The sequence below is a fragment of the Paenibacillus konkukensis genome, assembly GCF_023523925.1.
Taxonomy (GTDB): Bacteria; Bacillota; Bacilli; order Paenibacillales; family NBRC-103111; genus Paenibacillus_S; species Paenibacillus_S doosanensis.
Window position 1 is genome coordinate 1,210,859 of record NZ_CP027059.1, and the last position, 24,304, is coordinate 1,235,162.

The window sequence follows — 24,304 nt, forward strand, 5'->3', positions numbered from 1 at the left end:
GATTAACCGTTACACGCCCAAAAAGCCTACATCGCTGTAGGCTTTTTTTGACGTACTTTTTTGACGTATAGGTTTCTAATCAAGATAGTACGCGAGGCTTTGCAGCTCCGTCGTAAAATCGGCGTGATGCACCCGAATTTCATTCGGAACTTTAATAATAATCGGAGCAAAATTCAAAATCGCTTCGACTCCGGCCTCGACAAACTGATTGGCTACTCCTTGCGCTTCAGCGGCAGGAACGGTAATGATCCCGATTCTTACATGCAGCTCTTTGATCGCTGCTTTGAGCTCTTCCATCGGCTTCACATTCAAATTGTTGATCGACTCCCCGATCTTCGATGCGTGCGCGTCGAAAACGGCGACAATTTTCATATTATCTTTCAAATAAGCGTTATAGTTGCATAATGCCCGCCCAAGATTACCCGCTCCGACGAGCGCTACCGGAATCACTTTATCAAGCTTTAAAATTTGCCGTATTTTTTCGATTAAATAGTCGACGTCGTAGCCGATTCCTTTTTTGCCGAACTCTCCGAAATAGGCGAGATCTTTGCGGATTTGAGCCGGGTTAAGATCCAGCTTTTGACCCAAATCCTGCGAAGATACCGTATTCACGCTTTTTTTGCTCAATTCGTTCAAAAACCGTAAATAGACCGGCAGTCTGCGAACGACCGCTTCGGAAATTTTAATTGTTTTCATACGTCGCTTTCCCCCATCCACTGCTTAATTCTCGGTACCAATTGATTGGTCGGCATATGCTCGATTTTGGGGCCGGGCAGCGAGTACAAGAAGTACTTTCCATATGTCGTATCAATGACCCGGGTATCATATATAATGACGATGCCTTTATCGTTCGCCGTCCGAACCAATCTCCCGAAGCCCTGCTTAAAGCGGATCACGGCCTGGGGCACCGACAGCTTCATGAAAGGATTTTGGTTAAGCTTCTTCAAATTTTCCGTCTTCGCTTCCACTAACGGATGATTCGGAGGCTGGAACGGAAGCCGCACGATCGCCAGACAGCTCAGCGCGTCGCCGGGAATGTCCACGCCTTCCCAGAAGCTGCTCGTTCCCAGCAGTACGCTCGCCGGACTGTTCTGGAACAAGCGGGTCAGCTTGCTCCGGTTGCTGCTGTCAACCCCTTGACCCAATACCTGAATGCCAAAAGGGCTCAGCACTTCCTTCAATGCCGCGTGAGTGAGCTTCAGCATCCGGTTGGACGTGAACAGCACCAGCATACGTCCTTTGGTCTCCAGCGCTACCTCGGCAAGCGATTGCGTCAGCCGGTCCAAGAACTGCTTCTCTCCTGAATTGCCGCGAATGCTGGGGAAATCTCTTGGAATCGCCACCAGCGCCTGCTGACGATAATTGAAAGGAGAAGGCAGCTGCACCGTCTTCAGTTTGGCCTGTACGGAGCCGTCCTTCACTTCTTCAAGTCCCAGCTGCTCGCAGGTATAATCAAAAGACTTGCCTACGGAAAGCGTAGCCGAGGTCATGATGACGCTGTCTTTTACCTCGAAAAAGTGCTGCTGAAGCATCGGGCTGACGTCGATCGGAACGCAAACGAGCTGCAGCGATTTGCTCTTGTTATGCTGTCCCCCTTCAAGCCAATATACGTAATTGTCGTCCGGCATCGTCATAAAAAAATGCAGATTGTCACGGTGACGGTACAGCTCCTTGACGGTGCCGCCGATATCGGTTACGACTCCCTGAAGATCCTGCTCGTCTTGAAGCTCCTTCATTTCGCTGAGCATTTTATCCAGTTTTTTCAAAACCTCGGAGCAGTTCAAATAAATGTTCTCTTCGAGAACAAGCAGCTTATCCCACGAGCTTGGCGTCTGGTCTTTCTTAATCCGGAATACAAGCTGTCCGCCCTCGGTTTGCGACGGATCGGAACGCGAGGCAAGCAGTTGGTACAACAGCTCGGCCAGTTCGTCCCACTGTTCCTTAATCGCAACGATTTTCGGAATGACCGCGTCTATAACGCCGCTCCACGCTTGCGCCCGCTCCGATTCCTCGCGCTGCAGCCTGGCCTTCAGGGAAGATAATTGGCCGCTGCGGCCGTCTTTATACAACCACCATAACGTATTCAGGAAAGCCCCGTAGAACAGCTCGATACCCAAATGCTTGCTGGCTACTTCCTCGAAATGATGCGCTTCATCGATAACAAGATGCTTATAGGACGGCAGAAGCCGGTTTTCCGCCTTCGTATCCGTAAACAGCATAGAGTGGTTGGTTATAATGACATCGGCCGTATTGGACTCATGCCGGGCACGATGATAAAAGCAGCGTTTGAACCAGGGGCATGCTCTGTTCAGACAGGAATCGGAATCGCTTGCCACCGTATGCCAAAACTGATTGCCTTTATTCGTGGCAAAATGCAGCTCTTCTTCGTCGCCCTGCTTCGTTTCGCTAAGCCAGACAAGCATTTGTCCGGCCGTGATCCGGTCTTCTTTGCCGTTTTCAAAATCTTGAAGATTCATTTTATGCTCGAATTTGCGCAAGCACAAATAATGACTTCTTCCTTTCAACACCGCCGCGCGAAAGCCCACCGGAAATAAACTGTGCAGAAGCGGTATGTCTCTTTCTCTAATCTGCTCCTGCAAATTGATGGTGTGCGTACTGACAAGCACCTTCTTATCCTTCTTCAGCCCGTAATACAGCGACGGAATCAAATAACCGAGCGATTTGCCCGTACCGGTTCCCGCTTCGATCATCAGATGCTTGCCTTCTTCGAAAGCGGCTTCGACCTCTTCCAGCATCTTCACCTGAGCTTCGCGGTCCTCGTAGGACTCGAAACGGATTTGCAGCTGCTGTTTGAGCCATTCATAAAATTCGGCGAAGCTATCCGGAATCGATTGCATTTCGTCGTCCTCGCGCACCGGCTCTTCGTTGCCCCACTCATCCACATTGATGGCAAACTGGCGAAAATAACGTCCTTCCTCCGTATCCACAGAGGTAAACATTTCCTTATACGCTTTCATTTCATGAAGAAACCATCCGAGATCGCTAGTCACTTCATCGAAAATAAGGGATAACCGCTGAAGCGTAAGCAGCGGCAAGCTTTGGAGCCTCTCCAAGCAGCGCAGCCAAACAAGCGCCGTCGCTTCGGCGTCGCTGTCCGCCTGATGCGGCCGTTCATGCTCAATGCCGAGCGACTGGCAAACCATGTTTAGCTGCAGGCTGCCCAAATACGGAAACAGCACGCGCAGCGTATCCATCGTGTCCAGCACCTTGCCGTCGAACGGAAAATAACCGTGCTCATCCAGAGCCCGCTGCAAGAATGCCAAATCAAAGGCAATATTATGCCCGACCAGGACGGTATCCTGCAAAAGCGGCACCATTTGCCCAATAACCGTATCAAGCTCCGGGGCATCTTTGACCATCTCATCGTCAATGCCGGTTAACGACGTTATAGAAGAAGGTATACCTATCCCGGGATTGACCAGAGAAGTATACCTGTCGATGATGTAGTCGTCTTGTATAATGACGAGGCCAACCTGTATGATGCGATCCGCAGGCTGGCTCCCGGTCGTTTCAAAATCCAAAACCGCGAATTTCATTACTTTTATGTCAATCCCTTCATTCCCACTCTCTTCTAAGCATACCAATACTCTCGGGAAAAGGGAATAGTAAACTTATCCTTCGTTTAACGGTAAGGCTGCTGGTGAAACTGCAGCTGGCCCTTCTTTTCGCAGCACAGTCCCATCTCCATCAGAGGCTGAACGCTGCTCGGGTCCGTTTGAAACGCCAAATTAAAATATTCCGCGGCTTTATCCATATTGTCGTGATGAACTGCTTGAATACATCCCATCGCATTGTAAGAAATAGCTCTCATCTGCAGGTTATTCGTTAATTGCGCCAAAAAATGAAAATGACTGTAGCTTTCCGCGATATCTCCTCTGCGCAAGTAGCTCATGGCCAAATAAACTCGCGCCAATGTAAAATCAGGCTGTTTGCTGACGATAGCGGAAAATTCGCGGATCGCCTCGTCGTACATCCACAGTTTGTAATACCCTTGTCCGCGCACAAATTCGTCCGACCGCTTGCCTTCCAATTCCGGGTCCATCATATTGGCAGCATATAAAGGATGATGGTGCTGCTGCTGCTGATGGAACGCGGCCAGCTTTTCTTCAAACAACAGCCATTCTTCGATAAACGTATCGCTCATGGCCTTTAGCGTGCGAAGCTTTTCCTGCAGCTCCTTCTTTCTTGCTCCTGTCGCCTTATCGTACTTGGAGGCAATCTCGTCCAGCATCTCGTTCATGGAGGCAAATAAATGTTTGAACATGTATGCATCCCACCGCCTTTAAGCTGAGCATACCCTCATTTTTTGCCCCCGGACTTGTTTTCATTCGTTACAGGACGGTGGAATGAATTTCTTCCTTCAATACGCTGACGGCCTTGTTATTCTCGCCCATGATGGCCACTTGCGGATGATGCTTTCTGGCTTCTTCGTCGGTCAGCATGACATAAGATAAAATAATGACGGTATCCCCTACATGCACCATGCGCGCAGCCGCCCCGTTCAGACAGATGACACCGGACCCGCGCGGTCCGGGAATAATATAAGTTTCGAACCGTGCACCGTTATTGTTGTTTACGATTTGCACTTTCTCGTTAGGCAGCATATCGATCAGATCCAACAGATCCTCGTCGATCGTAATGCTTCCTACGTAATTAAGATTGGCTTCCGTTACGGTAGCGCGGTGAATTTTCGATTTCAGCATCGTTCTGAACATGTTGAACCCTCCTAAAAGTTTTCTGAAGGAAAACTTACTAGCCGTTTATTTTCGGATAATGATATTGTCGATCAGCCTCGTTTTCCCGAATTTGACGGCCAAGGCGATAATGAACGCCGGCGTCGAACGAAGATCGGTTACCGGCACCAATGAAGGATACGCTAAAATATCCGCATAGTCAATATCCGCAAGCGGAGACTGCCGGATGTGATCGATTACGGCCTGCCTCAGCTCCTCCGCCTGCAATGAGCCGGAATCGCTCTGAACGAGTCCCTCCGCCATCCGTAGCGCGGCAGACAGCACCAGCGCCTGTTTGCGCTCCTCAGGCTGCAAATAAACGTTGCGCGAGCTCATGGCGAGCCCGTCTTCCTCGCGGACAATCGGACACGGCACAATGCCTACAGGGGTGTTGAGATCGTCGACCATCTGCTGAATGACCGCAATCTGCTGCGCATCCTTCAAGCCGAAGTAAGCTTGATCAGGCTGTACGATATTAAACAGCTTCGTTACGACGGTAGCGACACCGTCGAAATGGCCGGGACGGGCCGCGCCGCACAACCGCTCGGTTACTTCCGATACGGAAACGACCGTTTTCGTCGGCTGCGGATACATTTCTTCTACAGAAGGGAAGAAGACGATGTCCGTGCCCGCAGCCCGCGCTACGGCCAGATCCCGTTCCTGATCTCTCGGATAGCGGGACAAATCTTCGTTCGGTCCGAATTGCAGCGGGTTGACGAAGATGCTGAGCACGACCAGATCCGATTGTTCGCGCGCCGCTTCAAGCAAGCTGGCATGCCCTTTATGAAGATATCCCATCGTCGGCACGAAGCCTACTTTCAGCCCGCTGTTTTCCGCTCTTGCCGTCTTTACCGCTTCCCTGACATCTTGGATACGATGTAAAATTTGCATTTCTTCTCCCCCGCTCGTTTATTTCTTGCTTCCGTACAAAAATTCGGCTACCTGATCTTCCATTTGAAAGGAATGCTCCGGCAGCGGAAAGCGGCGCTGCTTCACTTCGTCGGCATACTGCTTCAAACCTTCGCGGATGATGTTTCCGACTTGGGCGTATTCCTTGACCATACGCTTAGGAACGATGTCCGAGGCGTAGCCGAGCGCGTCATGGAATACCAGCACCTGTCCGTCGCAATGAGGACCCGCGCCGATGCCGATCGTTGGAATCGACAGCTCGGCTGTAATATGCTCCGACAGCTGATCCGTCATCAGCTCGAGCACGATGGCGAATGCTCCTGCTTGCTCCAAGGCTTTAGCGTCTTCCAGCAGCTTCTTCGCCTGCTCGGTACTTTTTCCTTGAATTTTAAAACCGCCGATTTGATGAATCGACTGGGGGGTCAAGCCGATGTGGGCCATTACGGGAATGCCCGCCTTCGTACAGGCTTCTACCGCCGCGGCGATTTCCGTTCCGCCTTCCATCTTGACCGCCTTGGCACAGCCCTCCTGCATGATTCTGGCTGCGTTGCGCAGCGTCTGATCCACGCTTCCGTGATAAGTCATAAAGGGCAGATCCGTAACGACAAACGCCGTTTGCGCCGCTCTGGCAACCGCACGGGAATGATATACCATATCGTCCAGAGTGACAGGGATCGTGGAGTCGTACCCTAATACGACATTGCCCAAAGAATCGCCGACCAAGATGGCGTCGATTCCCGCTTCCTCGGCCAATCGGGCCGACGGATAGTCGTAGGCGGTAATTATGGAGATGGGTGTTCCTTCTTCCTTCATCTTTTTCAGCTTGGCTGTTGTTACCGGTCTCCGTTTTTCCATCACAAACACTCACCTTCCTCCAACGTTTTACGCCGATAAGTTGTAGTATAAACAAAAAAACCTTTTAGCCTACGGGAGCTAAAAGGTTCACATGGCAAAAAAAATCATATGATCCTTCTGTCTCGGTCCGTTAGGCTCAGAGCAGAATCCGACATATTCCAGGTAAAGCTATGCAATTGTCCGTCATGTCTGGTAATAACTTCCAATCGTTCAGCAAGTGCAATTCCGCATGGATATCGCCTTGCATGAACATTATACCAGACTTTTCTTTCTTACAACACCCTTTTTCGACACGCCGGCGCAATTTTCAGGAAGAAAATTGAATATCCCCCGAATACCACTTGGTCACGGTGCCGTCCTGCAGCTTTACTATTAGAGCTCCGCTCTCGTCGATGCCGAGCGACGTCCCTTCCGCCAACCCTTTTGGGGTTTGACAGGTGACCGGGCGGTTCAACGAAACGCTGAGCGCTTCCCATAGCAGTTTGATCGGCCCGAAGCCCTGTTCGTGATATATATCGTACAAGCTTTCCAGCTCCTGCAAAAAGGCAACGAGAATTTCCGACCGGTCCATTGTATGACCCGCTTCGATCGCGAGCGAAGTCGCTTTCGCTCTCAACTCGTCATCGGGATAATCGTCCGGCAGCAAATTAACTCCGATCCCGACTCCCGCTACGACATAATTCAAATTTTCTTCTTCCGCGCTCGATTCAAGCAAAATGCCGCTGATCTTCTTCCCGTCGATAAGCAAATCGTTGGGCCATTTGATTCCGATAGGCAGCGATGTAATTTGCCGGAGAGACCTGCATAAAGCAACGGCTACAAGAAGAGTCAGTTGGGGAGTAAAATGCAGCGGAATGCGCGGCTTTAGGATCAGCGTCATCCACAGCCCTTTCCCTTTCGGCGAATGCCACTTGCGTCCCAGCCGTCCCCGGCCGGCGAGCTGCTGCTCGGCAACGACGAGAGTGCCTTCCTGCGCCCCCTGCTGAACAAGCTCTCTGGCTACGTTATTGGTGGAATCCACCTCGTTCATGTAATGTATGCTCCGCCCCAGGACGCGCGTATGCAGGCGGCCTAAAACTGCCTCCACATCCAGCTTGTCCGGCTTGGCGACGAGGCGATAGCCTTTGCGCGACACCGCTTCGAATTCATATCCTTCTTGGCGCAACCTTTCGATATGCTTCCAGATCGCCGTCCGGCTCACCTGCAGCGTCGCGCTGAGCTCTTCTCCCGACAGAAACTCGCCCGGCCTGGCCTCGAACGTACGCAGCAAATGTTCGTTTATGTTCATCATTCATCCCGTTCCCGCTCAGTTAATTGATCATAGCGCCGCGCTTCAAGCAGCAGAGCTTCTTTACTGTTGGGAGTAGTCCCCAGCGCAGCGGCTCTTAATAAATGCTGCAGTACCGGAGCTACCCAAGGCCCCGCAGGCTTGCCGATATGCGAGATCAGCTCGCCTCCGTTAATCTGCAGCTCCGCCGTCTTGCCGACCGGCATCTCATCGAGCCAGACGGCGCTGCCGCCGGCAAGGCTGCGGGCTTGACCGCTCTCAATTCCCGCCGAAGCGGCCGCATCTTCATCTATGGCGAGAATGGCGCCTAGAGATCGTATGGCCTGCTTGCCGAATCGAACCGCGGCCAACTTCCACGACTCTCCGTAGGAAGAAGCGGTGACCTCTCCGGCCGGGTCGCCGTTCAAGCAGCCGGCTACATTGCGGGCTGCGGCGATAATAAGCCGCACTTCCTCGACCTGATGGTTCGAGAAAGTCAGATTTCTCAGTTCCTCCTCTACCGCCTTCGCCTCGGCTCCGAGCTGTAAATACATATAAGCCCAACGCTCAAGCGGCGAATGAAGCTGCGCGAGCCCTTCGGACAGCCGGTCCGGGCTGACATCGGCCAGCAGAAGCGGCAGCTTGCAGTAACGCAGCGCTCCGCTTGCCGCCAGCAGTTTGACCGCCTTCACCGGCGCGGCTCCGGCAATCATCCGCTCCAGCTCCATACGGACCCGTTCCATGGCAATATGCTTCAGCAAGTGGACTTGCGCAAGCAGCGCTTCCCACGTAGCGCCTTCCACCTCCATGGAGTATTCCGCGGCGAAGCGGATGCAGCGGAGAATCCGCAGCGCGTCTTCCTCGAACCGCTCCTTGGCTTCGCCGACGCAGCGCAGTATGCCCTGCTCCATGTCGGCCCTCCCGTGAAACGGATCGATCAGCCTGCCCTCCAAATCGAGCGCCATCGCATTCATCGTAAAATCGCGGCGGCGCAGGTCTTCGTATAAGCTGTCTATGTATTCCACCCCGGCCGGCCGGCGGTGATCCTCGTAGGCATCCTCTTTGCGGAACGTGGTCACTTCATAAGGCTGGCCTTCGATCACGACGGTAACCGTGCCATGCTGAAGACCTGTCGGTATCGTTCGCGCGAACGCCGACTTCACCTGCTCCGGCCTTGCCGAGGTGGCGATATCGTAGTCCTTCACTTTGCGGCTCAGCAGCTTATCGCGGACGCAGCCGCCGACCAGATAGGCTTCATATCCTTGCTTCATCAGGGCCTCCACAATGGTGAGAGCTCCCCGTTCCAATCGCTCCAACGGCTCCTGCATTTCAGACCCCCGCATGCGTAATCGGCCGAATCATCCGGCACGGTACCGCTCAACAATTCATCGGTTTCATCTTTAGTTCCTCGGGCATCGGTCTCTCCAGTACCCGATAATATATTTCCTCATACTGACGGGTAATCACATCGTTACAGAACGTAAACCTCGCTCTGTGCAGACAAGCTTGCGTCACTTTCTCGTACAACGCCTTATCGGTCAGCAGCATTTTCGTATAATAAGCCATTTGGTCGACATCTCCGATATCCGCCAAAAATCCGGTTTCCCCGTGAGTGATCAGCTCAGGAATGCCCCCGGCATTCGATGCGACGGAAGGCACGCCGCAAGCCATCGCCTCCAGAGCCACGAGCCCGAAGCTTTCCTTCTCGGAAGGCAGCAGCATCACGTCGGACAACGAGAGAAGCTGCGCCACATCGTCCTGCTTGCCGCAGAAGGTAACTCTGTCGAGCAATCCGCGCTCCTTCACCTTGCAAAGCACCTTGGACAATTCCGGGCCTTCGCCGACAAACAGCAGCCTGGACGGCACGTCGCGGCAAATTTTATCGAATACTTCCACCACATCCGTTACCCGCTTGACCGGGCGGAAGTTAGAAATATGGATCAATATTTTCTCGTCAGGATGCGCGAACTCCTTACGCAAGGCGGTCACCTCGCGCGGATAGTAAACCCGCTTGTCGACAAAGTTATAAGCCAGATCAATCGGCTTCTCGATCGAAAGCAGCTTGCGCGTTTCCTGGATCAAGTCCCGGGATACGGCGGTGACCGCATCGCTCCCGTTAATGGCGTAGCGGATCAGATCGCTCAGCGATTCATCCTGCGCCAGCACCGTAATATCGGTGCCGTGCAAGGTGGTAACTACCTTGACCCTGTCTCCTACCATTTGCTTGGCGAGCAGAGCGCACACCGCATGCGGAATCGCATAATGAACGTGAAGCAGATCGAGCTCCTCCAGTTGAACGACCTGGGCCAGCTTGCTGGCCAGAGACAAATCGTACGGAGGATATTTGAACACATAATAATCATTGACTTCCACTTCATGATAAAAAATATTTTTATCAAACTTCCCAAGCCGAAACGGCATGCTGTGCGTAATGAAATGCACCTGATGTCCTTGTTCCGCCAGCAGCTTGCCGAGCTCGGTCGCCACGACGCCCGAGCCGCCCAGCGTAGGATAACAAGTAATTCCGATTTTCAACCGATCCTTCATGCGCTCCCCTCCCTTGCCTCATATGTTAAGTATCTTATTCGTTTATCCCGTTATGTATATCCGTCTTCCTGCCGTCAAAATAAATCGACCATATAAGGAAGCTTGCTTACAAATCCTTCGGCATACGGAACCATCCGCTTTTGCCCGAGCATGCGATCCTTGGCCTCCACTCTTTCCAAGTATCCTTGGTTAAGAGGGGTGGCGACGAAATCGTTGTTCGCCCCGACAGCCTCGAATTGCGTACGGTAAGCTCCGAGCGCCTGCATCTTGCGTCCATGCACGTCCGTAATATCCACGAGCAGATCCGACTCGGCGACATCGTTAATAAAGTAAAAATAACTTTGTACTACCGTATGCGCTTCCGTCTGCGGCTCGTATTTCCTCAGCTTGGCGTTGAACAGCGCCTCCTGCACCAGCTTGCTGCACGCAATATGATCCGGATGGCGGTCTTCCCAATACGGCGCAAAGACGATTCTTGGCTTATACTTGCGAATTTGCAGCGTAATGGCCCGAATCTGATCCGGCTCCATCCGCAATCCGCGATCGGGAAGCCCCAGATTGCTGCGCGCCGCAAGCCCCAAAATATCGGACGCCTGCGCGGCTTCCTTCTGACGAAGCTCTACCGTGCCGTTCGAGGACATCTCCGCATAAGTTAAGTCACAGATGCCGACTTTATACCCTGCCGCCGTATGCTTGGCGATCGTTCCCCCCATACCGATCTCGGCATCGTCGGGATGCGCGCCGAAAATGAGAATATCGAGCGCTTCCGTCATTCCGGCACACCCGGCTTATATTTGTGCACCAGCTCTCTCCACGCAAAATCTCCGCGGTCGAGCGCCTTGACCAGGATCTCCGCCGTCGCAATATTCGTCGCCACCGGAATCCCCTGCACGTCGCATAGACGCAGCAGCGCAATGATATCCGGCTCGTGAGGCTGCGCCATCAACGGGTCGCGCAAAAAGATGATCAGATCCATATCGTTCGTCGCCACCATCGCGCCGATCTGCTGGTCCCCGCCAAGCGGTCCGGACATAAAGCGATGAATTTGCAGCTTCGTTTGTTCCATAATTCTCGTTCCCGTCGTTCCTGTAGCGAACAGCTCATGGTGTTCAAAAACGGTCTCGTAGGCGGTAATGAAGTTTACCATTTCTTCTTTTTTTCTATCGTGTGCAATTAGCGCTATTTTCATTGACATCCCTGTTAGGCTCCTTTAGTCACTGTAAATCTTCGTGAGACATTAATCTATAAAATGTTCAAAACCGTACACCATGCCGGTAATATCCATTACCTTTTTCACGGCAACGTTGACTCCTGGCATATATCCGGCGCGATCGTAGGAATCGTGGCGGATTTTCAGCGTCTGCCCGAACGCTCCGAAGATAACCTCCTGCTGCGCGAACACGCCAGGCAGCCGGACGCTATGTATTCTAAATCCATTGTATAGTCCGCCGCGGGAACCTTCAATCGTTTCTTCTTCGTTAGGATTGCCTTGACGGAGCTCCTGACGCGTCTGCGAAATCAGCTCGGCCGTCTTGACCGCCGTACCGGACGGGGCATCCAGCTTCTGATCGCCGTGGTATTCGATAATCTCCAAATGCGGCATATACTTGGCGGCTTGCGCGGCAAACTTCATCATCAGAATGGCTCCGATCGAGAAGTTCGGGGCGATAATGCCGCCGATTCCAAGCTCTCTGCATTGCTTGTCCAAATTCTCGATATCCTCCGGAGTAAACCCGGTCGTTCCCATCACGGGACGAACCTTATGACGCAGCGCCAGAGCGGTATGGAGAACCGCCGAATGAGGAGCCGTGAAATCGACGAGCACGTCCGGCTTCCCTTCTACCAAAGCCATCTCCAGATCATTGCTCATATGAATTCCGCACGGGTCCATACCGACAAATCTTCCCGCGTCGACCGTAGGATCGGAAGTCCGGCTTACGGCCGCGACCAGTTCCAGCTCGGGATCGCCCAACACCATTTTTACTACTTCACGGCCCATTCTGCCGCTTGCGCCTGCTACAGCCACTCGAATTCGACTCATTATCTATTCTTTCCTTTCATTCAACAAAAGTGTTAGATCGCTACGACTGCATATATTCCTTCCATTTGGCGCGGCACTCTTCCAGCAGCCGAATGCCGGCTTCATGCTGCGGATCGAGCTTGAGCAGCTCGCGGATCGCAGCAATCGCCTGACTGTACTCCTGAACCTCCGCATAAGCGACCCCTAAGAGCAAAAACGCCTCCGACGACAACGAATCCAGCGCGATGGCCTGCTTCAGCAGCGAAATAGCCAGCCACGCTTGATCCCCGGCTTTCTCCAAATACGCCTCCGCTTGCCTGACGATCTCTTTGGCTTTAAGATGCTGCAGATGATACCGGTAATGCTCTTCGTCCGGGTCCAGCTCAATCGCTTGGGAAGCGTGCTCCAGCGCCTTGACCAGCTTGTTGCTTCTGGCGTACGTGATCGATAATCTATAATGAAAGGCGGCGTTACCCGGTTCCATGGCAATCGCCTGCTCGAACCATTCTATCGCGCTCTCAAAATCATTATGGAGTATGGCATCGTACGCTTTTTGAATCAGCTCATGCCCTGTCATCAGCCCATCCTCCTTCGGCAAGGTGATGGTACAGCATATGAGCTTTATTCGTTATCCGTGTTTATTTTTGTCCACCGGTTAGCGTCTCTTGTGCGAAATTTATGCATAATCTTGTCATGCGCTTCCGTCAGATCGATGCCTAAGGAATTGGCAAAACAGATCGTTATAAACAAAATATCGCCGAGCTCCAGTTCGATGGAGTTGTCTTCTTCCGAAGCTTTTTTCGGCTTTTCGCCGAATTGATGGTTCACTTCCCTTGCAAGCTCCCCGACTTCCTCGGACATTCTGGCCAGCATCGCAAGCGGGCTGAAATATCCTTCTTTAAACTGCGATATGTATTGGTCGACTTCCTGTTGAAGTTCCTGTAACGTTTTTTCGGCCATGTACGCTGCTCACCAACCTTGTCTTTATGCATAAACATTCATTTGTCGTTACCGATCCTATATACCATGTTATCGCAAACGTCTGGGGATGACAAATTTTTTTTGCTTGAAACTAAGGCATACTATGATTAAACTTACACTAATCCGGTCGTTATATGTCTTGAAAGTTCATTTTCCGGGAGGTCGATTTCTTTGTTATCCTCTTATCCGCTCGTCAAATGGAAGAACCTGCTGCCCATCACGTTAGGGACGGCAATCTACGCTTTCGGCCTTCATTATTTCGTTATTTCAAACGAGCTTATGGAGGGCGGGATCACCGGAATCGCTCTCTTGCTCAATTACAGCTTTCATCTTCCTCCGTCCGCGACGACATTGGTCATTAATATCCCGCTATTTTATTTGGGATGGAAAGTTCTCGGCAAGGAAACGATGCTCAACACGGTGATCGGCACTGTCTCTCTATCTTTTTTCCTCTGGATAATGGAACAACTGATCCATCGCGGCTGGATTGTGCCGTTTCACTCCGAACACGACTACTTTCTGGCCGTCGCCTATGCAGGCGTCACGCTGGGCGTCGGTCTGGGGCTTGTCTTCCGGTACGGCGGCACGACAGGCGGGTCGGATATTATAGCTACGATCGGGCAAAAGTGGCTCGGCTGGAGCATGGGCCGGGTCATTCTCGTATTCGACTGTCTGGTCATCGGCTCGGCGCTATTTTTTATCCCTAAGGAAAAAATATTGTATACCTTCGTCGTCGTCTTCATTACGACCAAAGTGATCGATATTATTATCGAAGGGGCCTACGCCGCGCGGGCGTTTACCGTCATCACCGATCACGCCGAGGAGCTCGTCGCCAAAATTGCGGAGCATATGGACCGCGGAGCTACCATTATTCCCGCCGTCGGCGCGTACTCCAAAGCCCATAAGAACGTCGTCTATTGCGTCGTCTACCGGCAGGAAATGAAAAGGCTTAAAGACCTCGCCCGTTCCGTCGATCCTCGCGCATTTATCATAATCAACGAGGTTCATGACGTAGTTGGGGAAGGCTTTAAGCCCGAATAATCGCTATGCTTCGTCTTTCTTGCGGACTAGCACCAAGCCGTTGTCTTTCTTCGCCAGCCGCCAGCCTGCGAACCCAAGTGCGGCCAAAATAACCGAACCGATCGCAAACGTCCACAGAATCGGATTTCGATCGTCGACGACAGGCAGGAAGGCGGTCGTATCCTTCTTCAAGAACAGCTTGTCGAGCATTTGCCGGACCGTCGGCAGCAGGTTGCCGACCGGTTGATAAGGCTCTTTCTCCGTCCGGGCTTGTCCGCTCATGAAAGTAACCAGCGAATCCAGCTTCTCCACATCGGTTGCGTCTCTGCTGATCAAAAGGCTCGGATGAATGATCGAAATATGCCGTTCAAACAGAAACACCGATTTCTGAAACTGCTGCGCTTCTTTATCCTTCGCCGCCTGCTCGATTCCGTTCACGTCGTCCTGCAGCAGCTTGTAGTACTGCAGCCACATCGGCTGCTCCGGATGCGACAACGCGTCGGTGGCCAGACGGATTTGCGCGGCGGCTACTTGTCCTTCATCCGGCGAGAAACGCGCCGCATTGAACACTCTCTTGCCCTGAGTGACGGCTTCCGTCAGAGCGTGCAGCCCGTCCAGCGTCGTAAGCCCCTCGTAACGAATCGTCGTCACTTGATCGCTCAGCTGCTGCAGCGCGTCCCGCCCCCCCATAACATCCCCCTGCATTACCTTCTTATACATATCGTCAGCCGTCCGGTTCAGCAGCTCCACCCTCTGCAATTGCTCCGTAGACGGCTTAGGCTCCGCCTCTTGCGCCGGTTTCTCCGCCTGGCGGCAGCCGGCGAGCAGCTGCATTCCGAGCATCGCAACCAACAAGAGGCCGATGCCTCTCCCTACTTTTATACGCAACATCGGACATCCCTCCTATCATCATCCTATGGGGGGATGTCCGCATTTAGACCTCGCGTTTATTCAAAACTTCCCTAACCTTCATAATAACGAAGGCGACGACCAGACTGACAAAGCTGAGCTCAACCGTAAATGCCGCAACCGAAGGAAGGTGATCCATCAAGCTTTCCGGCAGCCACGGGAATACCCCGACGGCATAATCCATAAAATCATTCCACAACGTCCATACCGCCACCGCAACGATAGGCCAGAACCGGTACGTGTATAAACGCCAATATAATAAAGCTTCGGCCGCCATCCCTAAATGCGAGATGCTCAGCATCCAATCCTGCCAGTTCACTTCGCTTCCCATATACGCGCCGGCCCAAATGATCGACACGGCCCATACCCCGTATTTGAAGGAGGTGACGACGGCGAATGCTTCTACAAATCCACGGAACCATCCGGGACGGGGAGCAAGAGACCGCCCTTTGTACGAGTCGACCAGCAAATAGGCCAGAACCCCGGTAAAAAACAAGCTGGCCGTCGGACTATCGGGAACGAACGGCAAATAAGCCGCGGACATCGTTTCAGCCGTATACGTCATCTGGTTCCAATACCATTCGTAACCATATATCGTCCCGAGAAGATTAACCCAGAACAGGCTCCACAGCATGAAGCGGCTGGATAAAAAAGCTCTGGAAAAATAGGAGCGAATCGACATGCTTAGCAATAGGTTTCCCCCCGCCTGAAAATGCTTTCGTTTCTTCCATTGAAAAGACCTGACCGCAACATAAGCGACCAGGTCCTTCGTAACTACTCTTTCTTTTGCTTGGACAACCACTCAGCCACCTTGTCGATGTCGGCGTCCGTCAAGCCTTTTTTGATATTATCATCGTATTGAGGGGACATATTGCCTTGCCCTTTTTTGATGATGTTCAAAATTTCATCCTTGCTGTGCTTGTCGCCTACGCCGCGCAATGCAGGAATTCCGGAAGAAGGCATTCCTTTCAATTCGCCGCCGTGACATGCTACGCAAGTTGCTTTTTTATAAATTTCCGCACCCGGATCATCCGGAGCTACGATCGCTGCGGCAGCAGCCGGTTTCTTGGCGCCGCCTCCGCCGCTCTCTGCCTTGCCGGCATGAAGCTCTTCCTCGCGTTTGATGTGCTCAGGCACCAGGTTTTTATCTTTCATCTCGTGTTCGTAATGCGTCCACGAAACGACCGTCAAATAGGTGCAGGCAACCAATGTGAGAAACATTAAAGTCGAAGCGATCGGGCGTTTGTAAAAGCGTCTTTCTTTCCCCGTGTCCAGAAAAGGAGCTACCATCAAGCCGCCGAACATAATAGCCGGAATGACCAATGTTCCCAAAACGACGAATTGATCGGAAGTATACGGATATTTCAGCAATTGATACATGAACAGGAAGTACCAGTCAGGCATCGGAATAAACTGTGTATTGGTCGGGTCCGCGGGATAACCAAGCGGAGCCGGGTCGGATACGACTAGAACCAGGATGCCGACGAGTACGACAACCCCTACCATCCATTCTTTGAGAAGGAAGTTCGGGATGAATACTTCGGATTTTCCCGGGAAAGCCGAATAATCCGGCTGAGCCATTTTAGCAGATCTCGTCCGAACGCGAGAGTCTCCAACATAAACGATTTTTTCGTCAGACTTATGGCCGTGTGCCAATTTCGCCCCTCCTTACTTCTTTTAGTGTCGGAAAGCCTCCTCATGTCTTGCCCTCATGAAGAAATCTCAAGCTCTCCGCACGCAAGAACTGCCGTTTCAACGCGACCTGTCGTCCCCACAGATCGAAAAGCCGCGCTGCGGTTTTTCGAATAACGTTCTCGCTTGCAACAGCGAGACTGGCTGTAAACTGAAGCCGCTTCCTTGATTGATACAATGCCAATCGAAGTCTTGCTTACAGCGGACCGGAAATCCCTTGCTTACGAATCATAAAGAAGTGACCCGCCAGCAATGCCAGCAAAATGCCCGGGAAGAAGAACACGTGCAAAGCGAAGAATCGAGTCAACGTTTGCGCACCGACGATCTCGCCGCCTTGCAGGAACGTCTTAATGTAATCGCCGATATAAGGAGCGGATGCGGCGATCTTGATACCTACCTGCGTTGCAAAGTAAGCTTTGTTATCCCACGGCAGCAAGTATCCGGTGAAACCGAGACCCAACATGACGAAGAAGATCAGCACGCCTACTACCCAGTTCATTTCGCGCGGCGCCTTGTAGGAGCCTGTAAAGAACACGCGAAGCGTATGTAAGAACATCATGACGATAACAAGACTGGCACCCCAGTGATGCATACCGCGAACGATGACGCCGAATGCAACCTTATGCTGCAGATAGTCAACACTCGCATAGGCGTTAATAATATCCGGCACATAATACATCGTCAGGAACATACCGGACAATATTTGAATAACCGTAATAAAAAACGTCAATCCACCAAAGCAGTAAACAAATGCGGAAAAATGGTGCGCCGGGTTAACGTGTTCGGGAACCTCGTGATCGGCAACATCTCTCCACATCGGCGTGATATCAAGACGTTCATCAATCCAGTTATACATACTTTTAAACATCTGATGTTACGCCTCCTTATTTCACCCTTTTGTTAGGACCAAGTTGTCCTAAATAAACGAACCCATTCTCCACCTTGAGATCGTATTGATCCAAAGGCGCCGGCGCTACAGCAAGGTTTTTGCCATCTACCGTATAGTGCGCGCCGTGGCAAGGACAGAAATACTGATCCTTGTACTCCGGATTGGCATTCCAGTTAACCGTACATCCAAGGTGCTTACAGGTCGGGTTCAAGGCGAAGATGTTGCCTTGCTGATCCTTGGAAATCCAAGCTTCCAATTCAACGTCGCTCTCATACCAGCCGTCGACCTGATGCACTTGAAATTTGAAGGATTTCGGTTCGTTCTCGATCTTCGCTTCTTCGACTACCTTGACCCAATCGGCTTGCGATTTAGGCTGAAGGACCGGATCGATAGCAAATCGAAGCATAGGAACAATCATACCGGCGCCCATGAACGCAGAAGCTCCACCAAGGGTATAGGACAGAAACTGCCTGCGGGACATCTCGCGACGTTTAACCGGCCTCTCACCCTGATGCTGCGCATCATGACTGTTGTGCTCACTCATTCTCGTTCTACCCCCTTTTGCAACATATATCACGTCGTTCGACATAACTTTACACCACATACTAGGACATTACTAATAATAGCTTACGACTCTAGGTGCGTCAAGAATGTTAACTTCCATTTAGAGCCATCAATTCTTGTCCCAGCAGTAACTGTTAACGAAATTGTCACAACTGTTCATGAGGGGAAAAATCGCGTCCCGTACTTAGAATTAGCAAAAATGTAATCAATCATACACGCTTCGCAAAGGTTACCTTCCCGACCATAAATGCTGCAGTTGCTCGGCAATATGCCGCTTGATCTCAGCCAGATTTTCAGCCAATTCTCCGGGCGTCAGAATAAACGTTTTGTCCGCGCCGCGAATTTCGCCAAGCTCGGCTAAGCGACCGTCGGCGGACACAAGAACGACATAGGGGAAGTTGTCCTTTAGCCGGCCGCACATCGTCGCAACCAGCTCCCGTCCTTCTTCTCCTTCTATATAATGAAAAGCGGGATACGTCAGCACTCTTCCTTTGTACGGAATTTCGAAGCAATCGAGCGCATCTCGCAGCTGCTCCAGCGCCCTCGTCGCTTCCCAGGGCTGCTCCTTTCCCGTCATACCCGTTACGGGCAGCAGGCACGTATCCACGTAGGGTTTCAGACTTTCCCATGCCCCCTGCTCTACATCGCTAAATTTCATCGGCTTCATTCACTCTCCACATCAGTATTCATTTCTCCACATAATGTAACACAAAAAAAAGACATATGATTGGTTCTCACATGCCTTTCAAAAAGATGTCATAATTTAGGCCAGGAGCTTCGGTTCACTTGCCATGAGTATTGAGCGATTTCAGTTCTGTCGTGAGGGCTAGAAACGATTGTTCGTCTCCTTTTGCCAAAGCCAAATCAATTTCTCTGTACAAATACTGCTCCTTATATTTACGTATGGCTTCATCCAGCACCATCTCCGCAAACAAACTCAGCATCATATCATTGGAAACGTTCATTTTGCCCATTAGAACCTACCTCCAAACCGGTCTCGCGTTAATATTTTTAAAACATCATCAGCTGCCTGTACTCCGCTGCCCATCTTTGCATCCATTCCATCGGTTTGTTTTCTTGCTGCATTGCCGGGACGATGCGAACCATCACCCTTGAAAAGCGAACGGTAAAGCTGCCCCTACTTAAGCATATTCACCCTTTTTCGGCCTCGATAAGTACAACAGCCCCTATCGCGCCGAATGTGCTTTTACCTACATTAGGGCTAGCCGTTGCTCCCCTCCCGGTCACGCTTCGCCCGAACGGTTTTCGAACGGGATTGTAATCTTATCCTCGTCAGCGACATAACTGCCTTGGATCACGCCGTTTCCGAGCTTCGTAACCTGTACGACCGTGCCGAACTCATCGCTTTCGCCGATCCGAAGCAGCCCCAAATGCATCATCATCCGCACGATGCGCTGCTCCAGCACAGACTCGGGCGTATCATAATAAAACGGGCGGATAAGCGGCACGAGCGTTTCTTTTACCGACTCCAGGGTGACCCAGCTCTTCGCTATTTTATCGAGCCAATGGACCAGAGACTGCAAATTCGGAATCGCGTTCTTATACAATCTCAGCCAAAACCGGTACACCTGCACCAAATCTTCCTTGGTCGCATGGGTTACACGCTCCCTGCCTTTATCGCTGAGCGCGAGCACCTGATGATGTTCCGTTATCAGTTCTGTATAGTAGCAATAATCGTAGATGAAAGAAAAACGATTCGGATAATCTTTGAACATTCTTCCGTAGCCGAAGCGCCAAGCCGTTTTGGGGGCAGGCTCTTCCTTAACCGAAAGCCGGTCCAGCACCTGCAGCAGCTGCCGTTTGTACATCGTGTTATCCGCTGTAAGCACTGCCTCGTTCTGATGAACATATTGCAAAAAATGAGCGATATCGTCCACAATCAGCTTCTGCTCGTCCCGATACACCTCAGGCTCCTTGGCCGCGACAAGCCGCCGTTGAAACTGTTTGGTCAGCGCATCGCCGAACCTTCGCTTTAAATCGGCAGGAACCTGGAACAAATAACGCGTTTGCTGCGAATAACCGTTGAACAGCCAGCCCCTCTGTTTAAAGCGCAGGATCATATCCCGCGGGTTCCATTCCTCATCCTCTTCCTTAATAAAGCGGCTCTGCTGCACCCTGGCAATAAGCTCCTCCAGGCTGAACGATCCTCTCGGATCGAAAATCAAAGAGTTGAGAAAACGAACATCCTCAATCGGCATGTCCGTGACCTGCCGTTCAAATACCTCTTTGCGGTTGACGGTCGTAAGAATCGACTGAATGAGCTCATTTTTGGAGTGACCGTTGCATTCACAGTTGTACGTATGGGCAATTCGGCTCAAGTCTTGAATATCCGCATAGCTTAACATATCCGCTAAATTCATGGTACAGCACCTCCAAATAGGCTTAGTACCATTATGGGAATTTGCGCCGGATTTAAACGCCGATTGCAAGAAAAACTTTCCTGCGCGGCGCTGGCTGCACAAAAAAAGCCCGTGGATTCACGGGCTTTCTTTAACTCCATTTATTCTAGATGACCGGCTCCAAATGAGCCGTACAATTCAGCAGCCTGCAATGCCAGCCGCTGTCAACGGCCTCCATTATCGTAAGCGACGTATTGTGCAAATGGGATTCCACCGGCCTGCCCGTCAAAGAATGCAGAACAGGGGCGATATAACCGCCATGACTAACCAGCAGTATTCGCTTTCCCGGTTGGGCGGCGCTTAGCTCCCGAAGGAACGCATCCCAACGCTTCAGCAGTTCCTCGTCCTTCTCCATTCCCAGCTCCAGCTCTCTCCAGCCTTCACCCCAGCGGGCGATCCTCTCCTCCTGCGTCGTCCCCTCCACTTGCCCGAAATAACGCTCCCGCAGACGGGCATCGACACCGATAAACGGAGTTCCCGTTACATTCGATATCATCTCGGCCGTTTGTCTGGCCCGAATCAGATCGCTCGCGATCACCCCGTCCCAGCTGTCGCTCTTCAGCCGCAGGGCAAGCAACTCGGCTTGGCGCACGCCTACTTCCGCCAGCTCCGTATCCATCTGACCCTGCATCCTCCCGGCCAGATTCCATTCTGTAGTACCGTGACGAATAAAACCGATTGTAAGCATTAAATCCTCCTGTAAGGCCGATTAAGATCTCGTTCTGGACAGCCAGTTCATAATAAGCAGCGTGCACGTCAGACCGAGAAGCGAAACAAAGATCATGTAATCTTTTATCGTGTGAATAGGGCCGACCTGGTACATGAACGGCTCGCTGAATCCTTTCAAGCTGGCGACGGCCGAGGGCATCGTATGTACGTTCATCGATTCCTGCTTGCTTCCGGCCACGACAACCGGGTCGCCTATCCGGCCGAATACGGCGGATTCTCCGGAGACCATAGCAGATTCCGGCGCAGCTTGATGCGTCACCGAGTATAGGAAAGAGCATATAAACAAGGCAAGACAAAAAGCGATGATGGCCGATACGTTGCGGCGCAGCTTGAACGTCATGGCGTACATTTTGTCGGCGACAGGCACTCTCCACGATTCGTCCTCATAAATGCGGTTCATGACGCTTCTCGAAATCGGTGTGGACATTTCCGCGAACTCGCCGGTTTCCGCTGCCGACTTGATGAGCTCCGTGCTCTCGCGCCATATTTCGAATTCGGCGGCGCAGCAAGGACAATTTTTTATATGTTCATCCACATACTGCCGCTTCAGATCATGCTCGGGCAGATCCCAGTAGACGCCTAGCATCTCTTGTACTTCTTCACATTTCATCATCGATTCATCCCCTCATACTCCTCAAAAATCGGATCAAGAAAGTATGGTTCCAACTGGAGCTTTACACTCGCTCTCGCCCTGAACAATAAGGATTTAACCGAACTTACGGTCTGCCCAAGGATATTGGCAATTTCCTGATAATCCAATTGATCGTATTCACGCAAAATAAGCGCAGACCTCTGCTTCTCAGGCAAATTGTTAATGGCATCCCGGACCATCGATACTTTCTCGTTGCGAAGCGCTGTTAATTCAGGCATAGCGTCGGCCCCGGCATGAGGCTCAAGTCCGCTTTGCTCCAAAGAAACCTTTGTATTTTTATTTTTTCTCAGCTCGCTAAGAACGGTATTTCTGGCGATCGTATATAACCACGTGGAAAAGGTCGCCTCCACTTCGCGAAACGAGTGCAGACTCCGGTATGCTTTATAAAAGGTTTCGTTGCATAGATCCTCCGCCAACGACTCCATTTTTGCGCTTTTCAGCATGTGGTAAATAAACGCCAATATTTTTCGTTCATAGCGACGCATTAATTCATCATATAGCTGGACGTTGCCGTCCTTGATCTCTCTGATCAACTGGGAATCGGTCATTGAATTACGACCCTCCTTGTGATTCCTGCTTACTCCCAGCGATTCTACTTTGTTTGACTATACGGGAGTAAAAAAGTTGCGGTATATTTTCAAAAAAATTAAAGATCGGACTTCATCCTTAATAACATTCGGTAAACTCGGTCAAAAATCCTGCTTAATCGACATATTTCAGACAACTTTCAGAATAACTTCCAAAAAAAGGTGTAATTTATTACGACTAATGTCCCCCTTGGAGCAAACTGAAGGCCGCCGGTAATTCCCCGCTCTTTCTAAGAAATGCCGCAAAACAAAAAAAAGAACCACCTTGGAAAAGGTGGCTGCACATAGTGCCATTATTCGGATAGGAGTGGAGAGAAACCATACTGTACTTTTATTATATGTATACGTTTTCAATTTGTCAATACTTTTTTGAAAACGTTTTATTTGCGCCAAAAGAAAAAAGAATTACACGTGAACCGTGTAATTCTCTTTCGCGAGTAGTTCAATAGCCTTATCCATCTGGTACTCGTCCCGGAAAGATAATCGCAGCACGCCCGGGATATCTTCCCTGCTTTCGATGATCTGAATGTTGCTCAAGTTAATTCTGTGGCTGCCGAGCAGCGTAGCGATTTGGCCGATAATGCCAGGATGATCCGGCACATCGACATAAACCTCGTACACCGAAGTCAGCACGCCCTTGCGCCTTTCGGGCAGAGCCGAGCGAAACTCGCTGGAGAGGCGGAATTGCTCCGCAATCCCTTCCCCGTCTTTCTCCTTCAGCAGCCGGATAAACGAAGCGATCTCTTCATTCCAGTCCTCCAGCAGACGAAGGATGACCTCGCGGTTATCGAGCAATATGTCGCGCCAGACAACCGGATCGCTGGAGGCGATACGGGTAATATCCCGGAAGCCGCCCGCGGCCAAATTCTGGTACAGCTCGTTTTTCTCGTTGTAGCGGGCGATTTGGTTGACCAGCGCCACTGCGATAATATGCGGCAGATGGCTGATCGCTCCGACAATATCGTCATGAAGCTTCGGGTCCACCTTCACTAGATGGGCTCGCGTCCACTGCAGCAGCTTCGTCAGCCGCTCGTATACTTCGGGCGGTATGGACTCATCCGGCGTCAGAACGTAAAACGCATTTTCGTACAAATGGGAAGTAGCCGCCTCCACGCCCGACTTCTCCTTCCCCGCCATCGGATGGCCGCCGATAAAATACGCATCCTGCAAATCCAGCTTCGAAGCGAACGACGCGATCGAGGCTTTGGTGCTGCCGACGTCCGTGATGATGCAGCCCGGCTTCAGAGGCAGCTTGGACAGCTTGACCAAATATTCCTGCAAATTGCCTACAGGAACACAGATGAAGATGAAATCGGCGTCAGCCGCAGCCTCCTCCATCGAGGTAGTCGCATCATCGACAACCTGCCGCTTCAAGTACTTCTCGACGGACCGGGGAGAATTGGAATGTCCCACAACGGTTATCCCCGGCTTTCCCTTAAAGCACAGCGCCAAAGAACCGCCGATCAAGCCCACTCCAAAAATAGCTATTTTAGTCATGAACAGGTTCCT

The 24,304-nt window shown here is 51.5% G+C and carries 27 protein-coding genes; 1 reads left to right on the forward strand and 26 read right to left on the reverse strand.

The features are described 5' to 3' along the window. Positions 1-75: 75 nt before the first annotated feature. The 14 genes from SK3146_RS05200 to SK3146_RS05265 form a co-directional block, all read right to left on the reverse strand. Positions 76-696, reverse strand: a complete 621-nt coding sequence (locus SK3146_RS05200; protein WP_249864081.1) for a redox-sensing transcriptional repressor Rex — start codon at positions 694-696, stop codon at positions 76-78. Next, the gene (gene dinG / locus SK3146_RS05205; protein ID WP_249864082.1) at positions 693-3,557 is read right to left on the reverse strand and encodes an ATP-dependent DNA helicase DinG; all 2,865 of its coding nucleotides are present in this window, start codon (positions 3,555-3,557) and stop codon (positions 693-695) included. Before dinG ends, SK3146_RS05200 begins: the two co-directional genes overlap by 4 nt. 86 nt (positions 3,558-3,643) lie before the next feature. Next, positions 3,644-4,285 (reverse strand): tetratricopeptide repeat protein, encoded by a 642-nt coding sequence (locus SK3146_RS05210; protein ID WP_249864083.1) that lies wholly within the window; start codon positions 4,283-4,285, stop codon positions 3,644-3,646. A gap of 67 nt (positions 4,286-4,352) precedes the next feature. Continuing rightward, entirely contained in the window at positions 4,353-4,736 is a 384-nt protein-coding gene (gene panD / locus SK3146_RS05215) for an aspartate 1-decarboxylase (protein ID WP_249864084.1), read from the reverse strand. A 45-nt stretch (positions 4,737-4,781) separates the two neighbouring features. Further along, positions 4,782-5,645 (reverse strand): pantoate--beta-alanine ligase, encoded by an 864-nt coding sequence (gene panC, locus SK3146_RS05220; RefSeq protein WP_249864085.1) that lies wholly within the window; start codon positions 5,643-5,645, stop codon positions 4,782-4,784. Between the two features lie 18 nt (positions 5,646-5,663). After that, complete coding sequence (panB, locus tag SK3146_RS05225; RefSeq protein WP_249864086.1) at positions 5,664-6,518, reverse strand: 3-methyl-2-oxobutanoate hydroxymethyltransferase; 855 nt, start codon at positions 6,516-6,518, stop codon at positions 5,664-5,666. A 307-nt stretch (positions 6,519-6,825) separates the two neighbouring features. After that, positions 6,826-7,806, reverse strand: a complete 981-nt coding sequence (locus tag SK3146_RS05230) for a biotin--[acetyl-CoA-carboxylase] ligase (RefSeq protein WP_249866183.1) — start codon at positions 7,804-7,806, stop codon at positions 6,826-6,828. After that, complete coding sequence (locus SK3146_RS05235; RefSeq protein WP_249864087.1) at positions 7,806-9,113, reverse strand: CCA tRNA nucleotidyltransferase; 1,308 nt, start codon at positions 9,111-9,113, stop codon at positions 7,806-7,808. The genes SK3146_RS05230 and SK3146_RS05235 overlap by 1 nt, the downstream gene beginning before the upstream one ends. Positions 9,114-9,162: 49 nt before the next feature. After that, entirely contained in the window at positions 9,163-10,332 is a 1,170-nt protein-coding gene (gene bshA, locus SK3146_RS05240; protein ID WP_249864088.1) for an N-acetyl-alpha-D-glucosaminyl L-malate synthase BshA, read from the reverse strand. A gap of 74 nt (positions 10,333-10,406) precedes the next feature. Next, entirely contained in the window at positions 10,407-11,105 is a 699-nt protein-coding gene (gene bshB1, locus SK3146_RS05245) for a bacillithiol biosynthesis deacetylase BshB1 (RefSeq protein ID WP_249864089.1), read from the reverse strand. Continuing rightward, positions 11,102-11,521 carry a methylglyoxal synthase gene (locus SK3146_RS05250; protein ID WP_249866184.1) on the reverse strand — a complete coding sequence of 140 codons (420 nt, stop codon included), beginning with the start codon at positions 11,519-11,521 and terminating at the stop codon, positions 11,102-11,104. The genes bshB1 and SK3146_RS05250 overlap by 4 nt, the downstream gene beginning before the upstream one ends. A 48-nt stretch (positions 11,522-11,569) precedes the next feature. Further along, positions 11,570-12,373: a 4-hydroxy-tetrahydrodipicolinate reductase gene (gene dapB, locus SK3146_RS05255; RefSeq protein WP_375295512.1), complete on the reverse strand. Its 804-nt coding sequence runs from the start codon at positions 12,371-12,373 to the stop codon at positions 11,570-11,572. Between the two features lie 40 nt (positions 12,374-12,413). Continuing rightward, positions 12,414-12,929, reverse strand: coding sequence for a tetratricopeptide repeat protein (locus tag SK3146_RS05260; RefSeq protein WP_249864090.1), 516 nt, complete (start codon positions 12,927-12,929; stop codon positions 12,414-12,416). A gap of 44 nt (positions 12,930-12,973) precedes the next feature. Beyond that, on the reverse strand, positions 12,974-13,312 hold the full coding sequence (locus SK3146_RS05265) for a nucleotide pyrophosphohydrolase (protein ID WP_249864091.1): 339 nt from the start codon (positions 13,310-13,312) through the stop codon (positions 12,974-12,976). 192 nt (positions 13,313-13,504) lie between these two features. Between SK3146_RS05265 and SK3146_RS05270 the strand changes: the two genes are divergently transcribed. Continuing rightward, positions 13,505-14,374 (forward strand): YitT family protein, encoded by an 870-nt coding sequence (locus tag SK3146_RS05270; RefSeq protein ID WP_249864092.1) that lies wholly within the window; start codon positions 13,505-13,507, stop codon positions 14,372-14,374. Positions 14,375-14,377: 3 nt separating this feature from the next. Here SK3146_RS05270 and SK3146_RS05275 read toward each other — a convergent pair whose 3' ends face one another. The 12 genes from SK3146_RS05275 to SK3146_RS05330 all read right to left on the reverse strand — a co-directional run bounded on the left by SK3146_RS05275 (position 14,378) and on the right by SK3146_RS05330 (position 24,292). After that, a complete protein-coding gene (locus SK3146_RS05275) occupies positions 14,378-15,244 on the reverse strand; it encodes a sporulation protein YpjB (RefSeq protein WP_249864093.1) in 867 nt (288 codons plus the stop codon). Positions 15,245-15,287: 43 nt separating this feature from the next. Then, positions 15,288-16,064 carry a DUF1405 domain-containing protein gene (locus SK3146_RS05280; protein ID WP_349655193.1) on the reverse strand — a complete coding sequence of 259 codons (777 nt, stop codon included), beginning with the start codon at positions 16,062-16,064 and terminating at the stop codon, positions 15,288-15,290. Next, complete coding sequence (locus SK3146_RS05285) at positions 16,037-16,918, reverse strand: menaquinol-cytochrome c reductase cytochrome b/c subunit (RefSeq protein ID WP_249864094.1); 882 nt, start codon at positions 16,916-16,918, stop codon at positions 16,037-16,039. Before SK3146_RS05285 ends, SK3146_RS05280 begins: the two co-directional genes overlap by 28 nt. Before the next feature lie 232 nt (positions 16,919-17,150). Further along, a complete protein-coding gene (gene qcrB, locus SK3146_RS05290; RefSeq protein ID WP_249864095.1) occupies positions 17,151-17,822 on the reverse strand; it encodes a menaquinol-cytochrome c reductase cytochrome b subunit in 672 nt (223 codons plus the stop codon). A 16-nt stretch (positions 17,823-17,838) separates the two neighbouring features. Continuing rightward, positions 17,839-18,387: a QcrA and Rieske domain-containing protein gene (locus SK3146_RS05295; RefSeq protein WP_283942808.1), complete on the reverse strand. Its 549-nt coding sequence runs from the start codon at positions 18,385-18,387 to the stop codon at positions 17,839-17,841. Between the two features lie 249 nt (positions 18,388-18,636). Then, positions 18,637-19,074, reverse strand: coding sequence for a DUF2487 family protein (locus SK3146_RS05300; protein ID WP_249864096.1), 438 nt, complete (start codon positions 19,072-19,074; stop codon positions 18,637-18,639). A 115-nt stretch (positions 19,075-19,189) separates the two neighbouring features. Continuing rightward, complete coding sequence (locus SK3146_RS05305) at positions 19,190-19,381, reverse strand: IDEAL domain-containing protein (RefSeq protein ID WP_249864097.1); 192 nt, start codon at positions 19,379-19,381, stop codon at positions 19,190-19,192. Positions 19,382-19,651: 270 nt separating this feature from the next. Then, positions 19,652-20,788, reverse strand: a complete 1,137-nt coding sequence (locus tag SK3146_RS05310; protein ID WP_249864098.1) for a hypothetical protein — start codon at positions 20,786-20,788, stop codon at positions 19,652-19,654. Between the two features lie 145 nt (positions 20,789-20,933). Next, on the reverse strand, positions 20,934-21,515 hold the full coding sequence (locus tag SK3146_RS05315) for a histidine phosphatase family protein (protein WP_249864099.1): 582 nt from the start codon (positions 21,513-21,515) through the stop codon (positions 20,934-20,936). 21 nt (positions 21,516-21,536) lie between these two features. Next, the gene (locus tag SK3146_RS05320) at positions 21,537-22,169 is read right to left on the reverse strand and encodes an anti-sigma factor family protein (protein ID WP_249864100.1); all 633 of its coding nucleotides are present in this window, start codon (positions 22,167-22,169) and stop codon (positions 21,537-21,539) included. Then, positions 22,166-22,756 (reverse strand): RNA polymerase sigma factor, encoded by a 591-nt coding sequence (locus tag SK3146_RS05325; RefSeq protein WP_249864101.1) that lies wholly within the window; start codon positions 22,754-22,756, stop codon positions 22,166-22,168. The genes SK3146_RS05320 and SK3146_RS05325 overlap by 4 nt, the downstream gene beginning before the upstream one ends. Positions 22,757-23,200: 444 nt before the next feature. Next, on the reverse strand, positions 23,201-24,292 hold the full coding sequence (locus SK3146_RS05330; protein ID WP_249864102.1) for a prephenate dehydrogenase: 1,092 nt from the start codon (positions 24,290-24,292) through the stop codon (positions 23,201-23,203). Between the last annotated feature and the right edge of the window lie 12 nt (positions 24,293-24,304).

Coding starts and splice junctions, on each gene's coding strand:
- dinG (WP_249864082.1), bottom strand. CDS start 3,557: ATGAAATTCGCGGTTTTGGATTTTGAAACGACCGGGAGCCAGCCTGCG.
- bshB1 (WP_249864089.1), bottom strand. CDS start 11,105: ATGACGGAAGCGCTCGATATTCTCATTTTCGGCGCGCATCCCGACGAT.
- SK3146_RS05330 (WP_249864102.1), bottom strand. CDS start 24,292: ATGACTAAAATAGCTATTTTTGGAGTGGGCTTGATCGGCGGTTCTTTG.
- panB (WP_249864086.1), bottom strand. CDS start 6,518: ATGGAAAAACGGAGACCGGTAACAACAGCCAAGCTGAAAAAGATGAAG.
- SK3146_RS05210 (WP_249864083.1), bottom strand. CDS start 4,285: ATGTTCAAACATTTATTTGCCTCCATGAACGAGATGCTGGACGAGATT.
- SK3146_RS05265 (WP_249864091.1), bottom strand. CDS start 13,312: ATGGCCGAAAAAACGTTACAGGAACTTCAACAGGAAGTCGACCAATAC.
- SK3146_RS05260 (WP_249864090.1), bottom strand. CDS start 12,929: ATGACAGGGCATGAGCTGATTCAAAAAGCGTACGATGCCATACTCCAT.
- SK3146_RS05310 (WP_249864098.1), bottom strand. CDS start 20,788: ATGAATTTAGCGGATATGTTAAGCTATGCGGATATTCAAGACTTGAGC.
- SK3146_RS05315 (WP_249864099.1), bottom strand. CDS start 21,515: ATGCTTACAATCGGTTTTATTCGTCACGGTACTACAGAATGGAATCTG.
- bshA (WP_249864088.1), bottom strand. CDS start 10,332: ATGAAGGATCGGTTGAAAATCGGAATTACTTGTTATCCTACGCTGGGC.
- dapB (WP_375295512.1), bottom strand. CDS start 12,373: ATGAGTCGAATTCGAGTGGCTGTAGCAGGCGCAAGCGGCAGAATGGGC.
- SK3146_RS05305 (WP_249864097.1), bottom strand. CDS start 19,381: ATGGGCAAAATGAACGTTTCCAATGATATGATGCTGAGTTTGTTTGCG.
- SK3146_RS05325 (WP_249864101.1), bottom strand. CDS start 22,756: ATGACCGATTCCCAGTTGATCAGAGAGATCAAGGACGGCAACGTCCAG.
- SK3146_RS05295 (WP_283942808.1), bottom strand. CDS start 18,387: ATGAGTGAGCACAACAGTCATGATGCGCAGCATCAGGGTGAGAGGCCG.
- SK3146_RS05300 (WP_249864096.1), bottom strand. CDS start 19,074: ATGAAGCCGATGAAATTTAGCGATGTAGAGCAGGGGGCATGGGAAAGT.
- panD (WP_249864084.1), bottom strand. CDS start 4,736: ATGTTCAGAACGATGCTGAAATCGAAAATTCACCGCGCTACCGTAACG.
- SK3146_RS05200 (WP_249864081.1), bottom strand. CDS start 696: ATGAAAACAATTAAAATTTCCGAAGCGGTCGTTCGCAGACTGCCGGTC.
- SK3146_RS05275 (WP_249864093.1), bottom strand. CDS start 15,244: ATGTTGCGTATAAAAGTAGGGAGAGGCATCGGCCTCTTGTTGGTTGCG.
- SK3146_RS05230 (WP_249866183.1), bottom strand. CDS start 7,806: ATGAACATAAACGAACATTTGCTGCGTACGTTCGAGGCCAGGCCGGGC.
- qcrB (WP_249864095.1), bottom strand. CDS start 17,822: ATGTTTAAAAGTATGTATAACTGGATTGATGAACGTCTTGATATCACG.
- SK3146_RS05250 (WP_249866184.1), bottom strand. CDS start 11,521: ATGAAAATAGCGCTAATTGCACACGATAGAAAAAAAGAAGAAATGGTA.
- panC (WP_249864085.1), bottom strand. CDS start 5,645: ATGCAAATTTTACATCGTATCCAAGATGTCAGGGAAGCGGTAAAGACG.
- SK3146_RS05320 (WP_249864100.1), bottom strand. CDS start 22,169: ATGATGAAATGTGAAGAAGTACAAGAGATGCTAGGCGTCTACTGGGAT.
- SK3146_RS05235 (WP_249864087.1), bottom strand. CDS start 9,113: ATGCAGGAGCCGTTGGAGCGATTGGAACGGGGAGCTCTCACCATTGTG.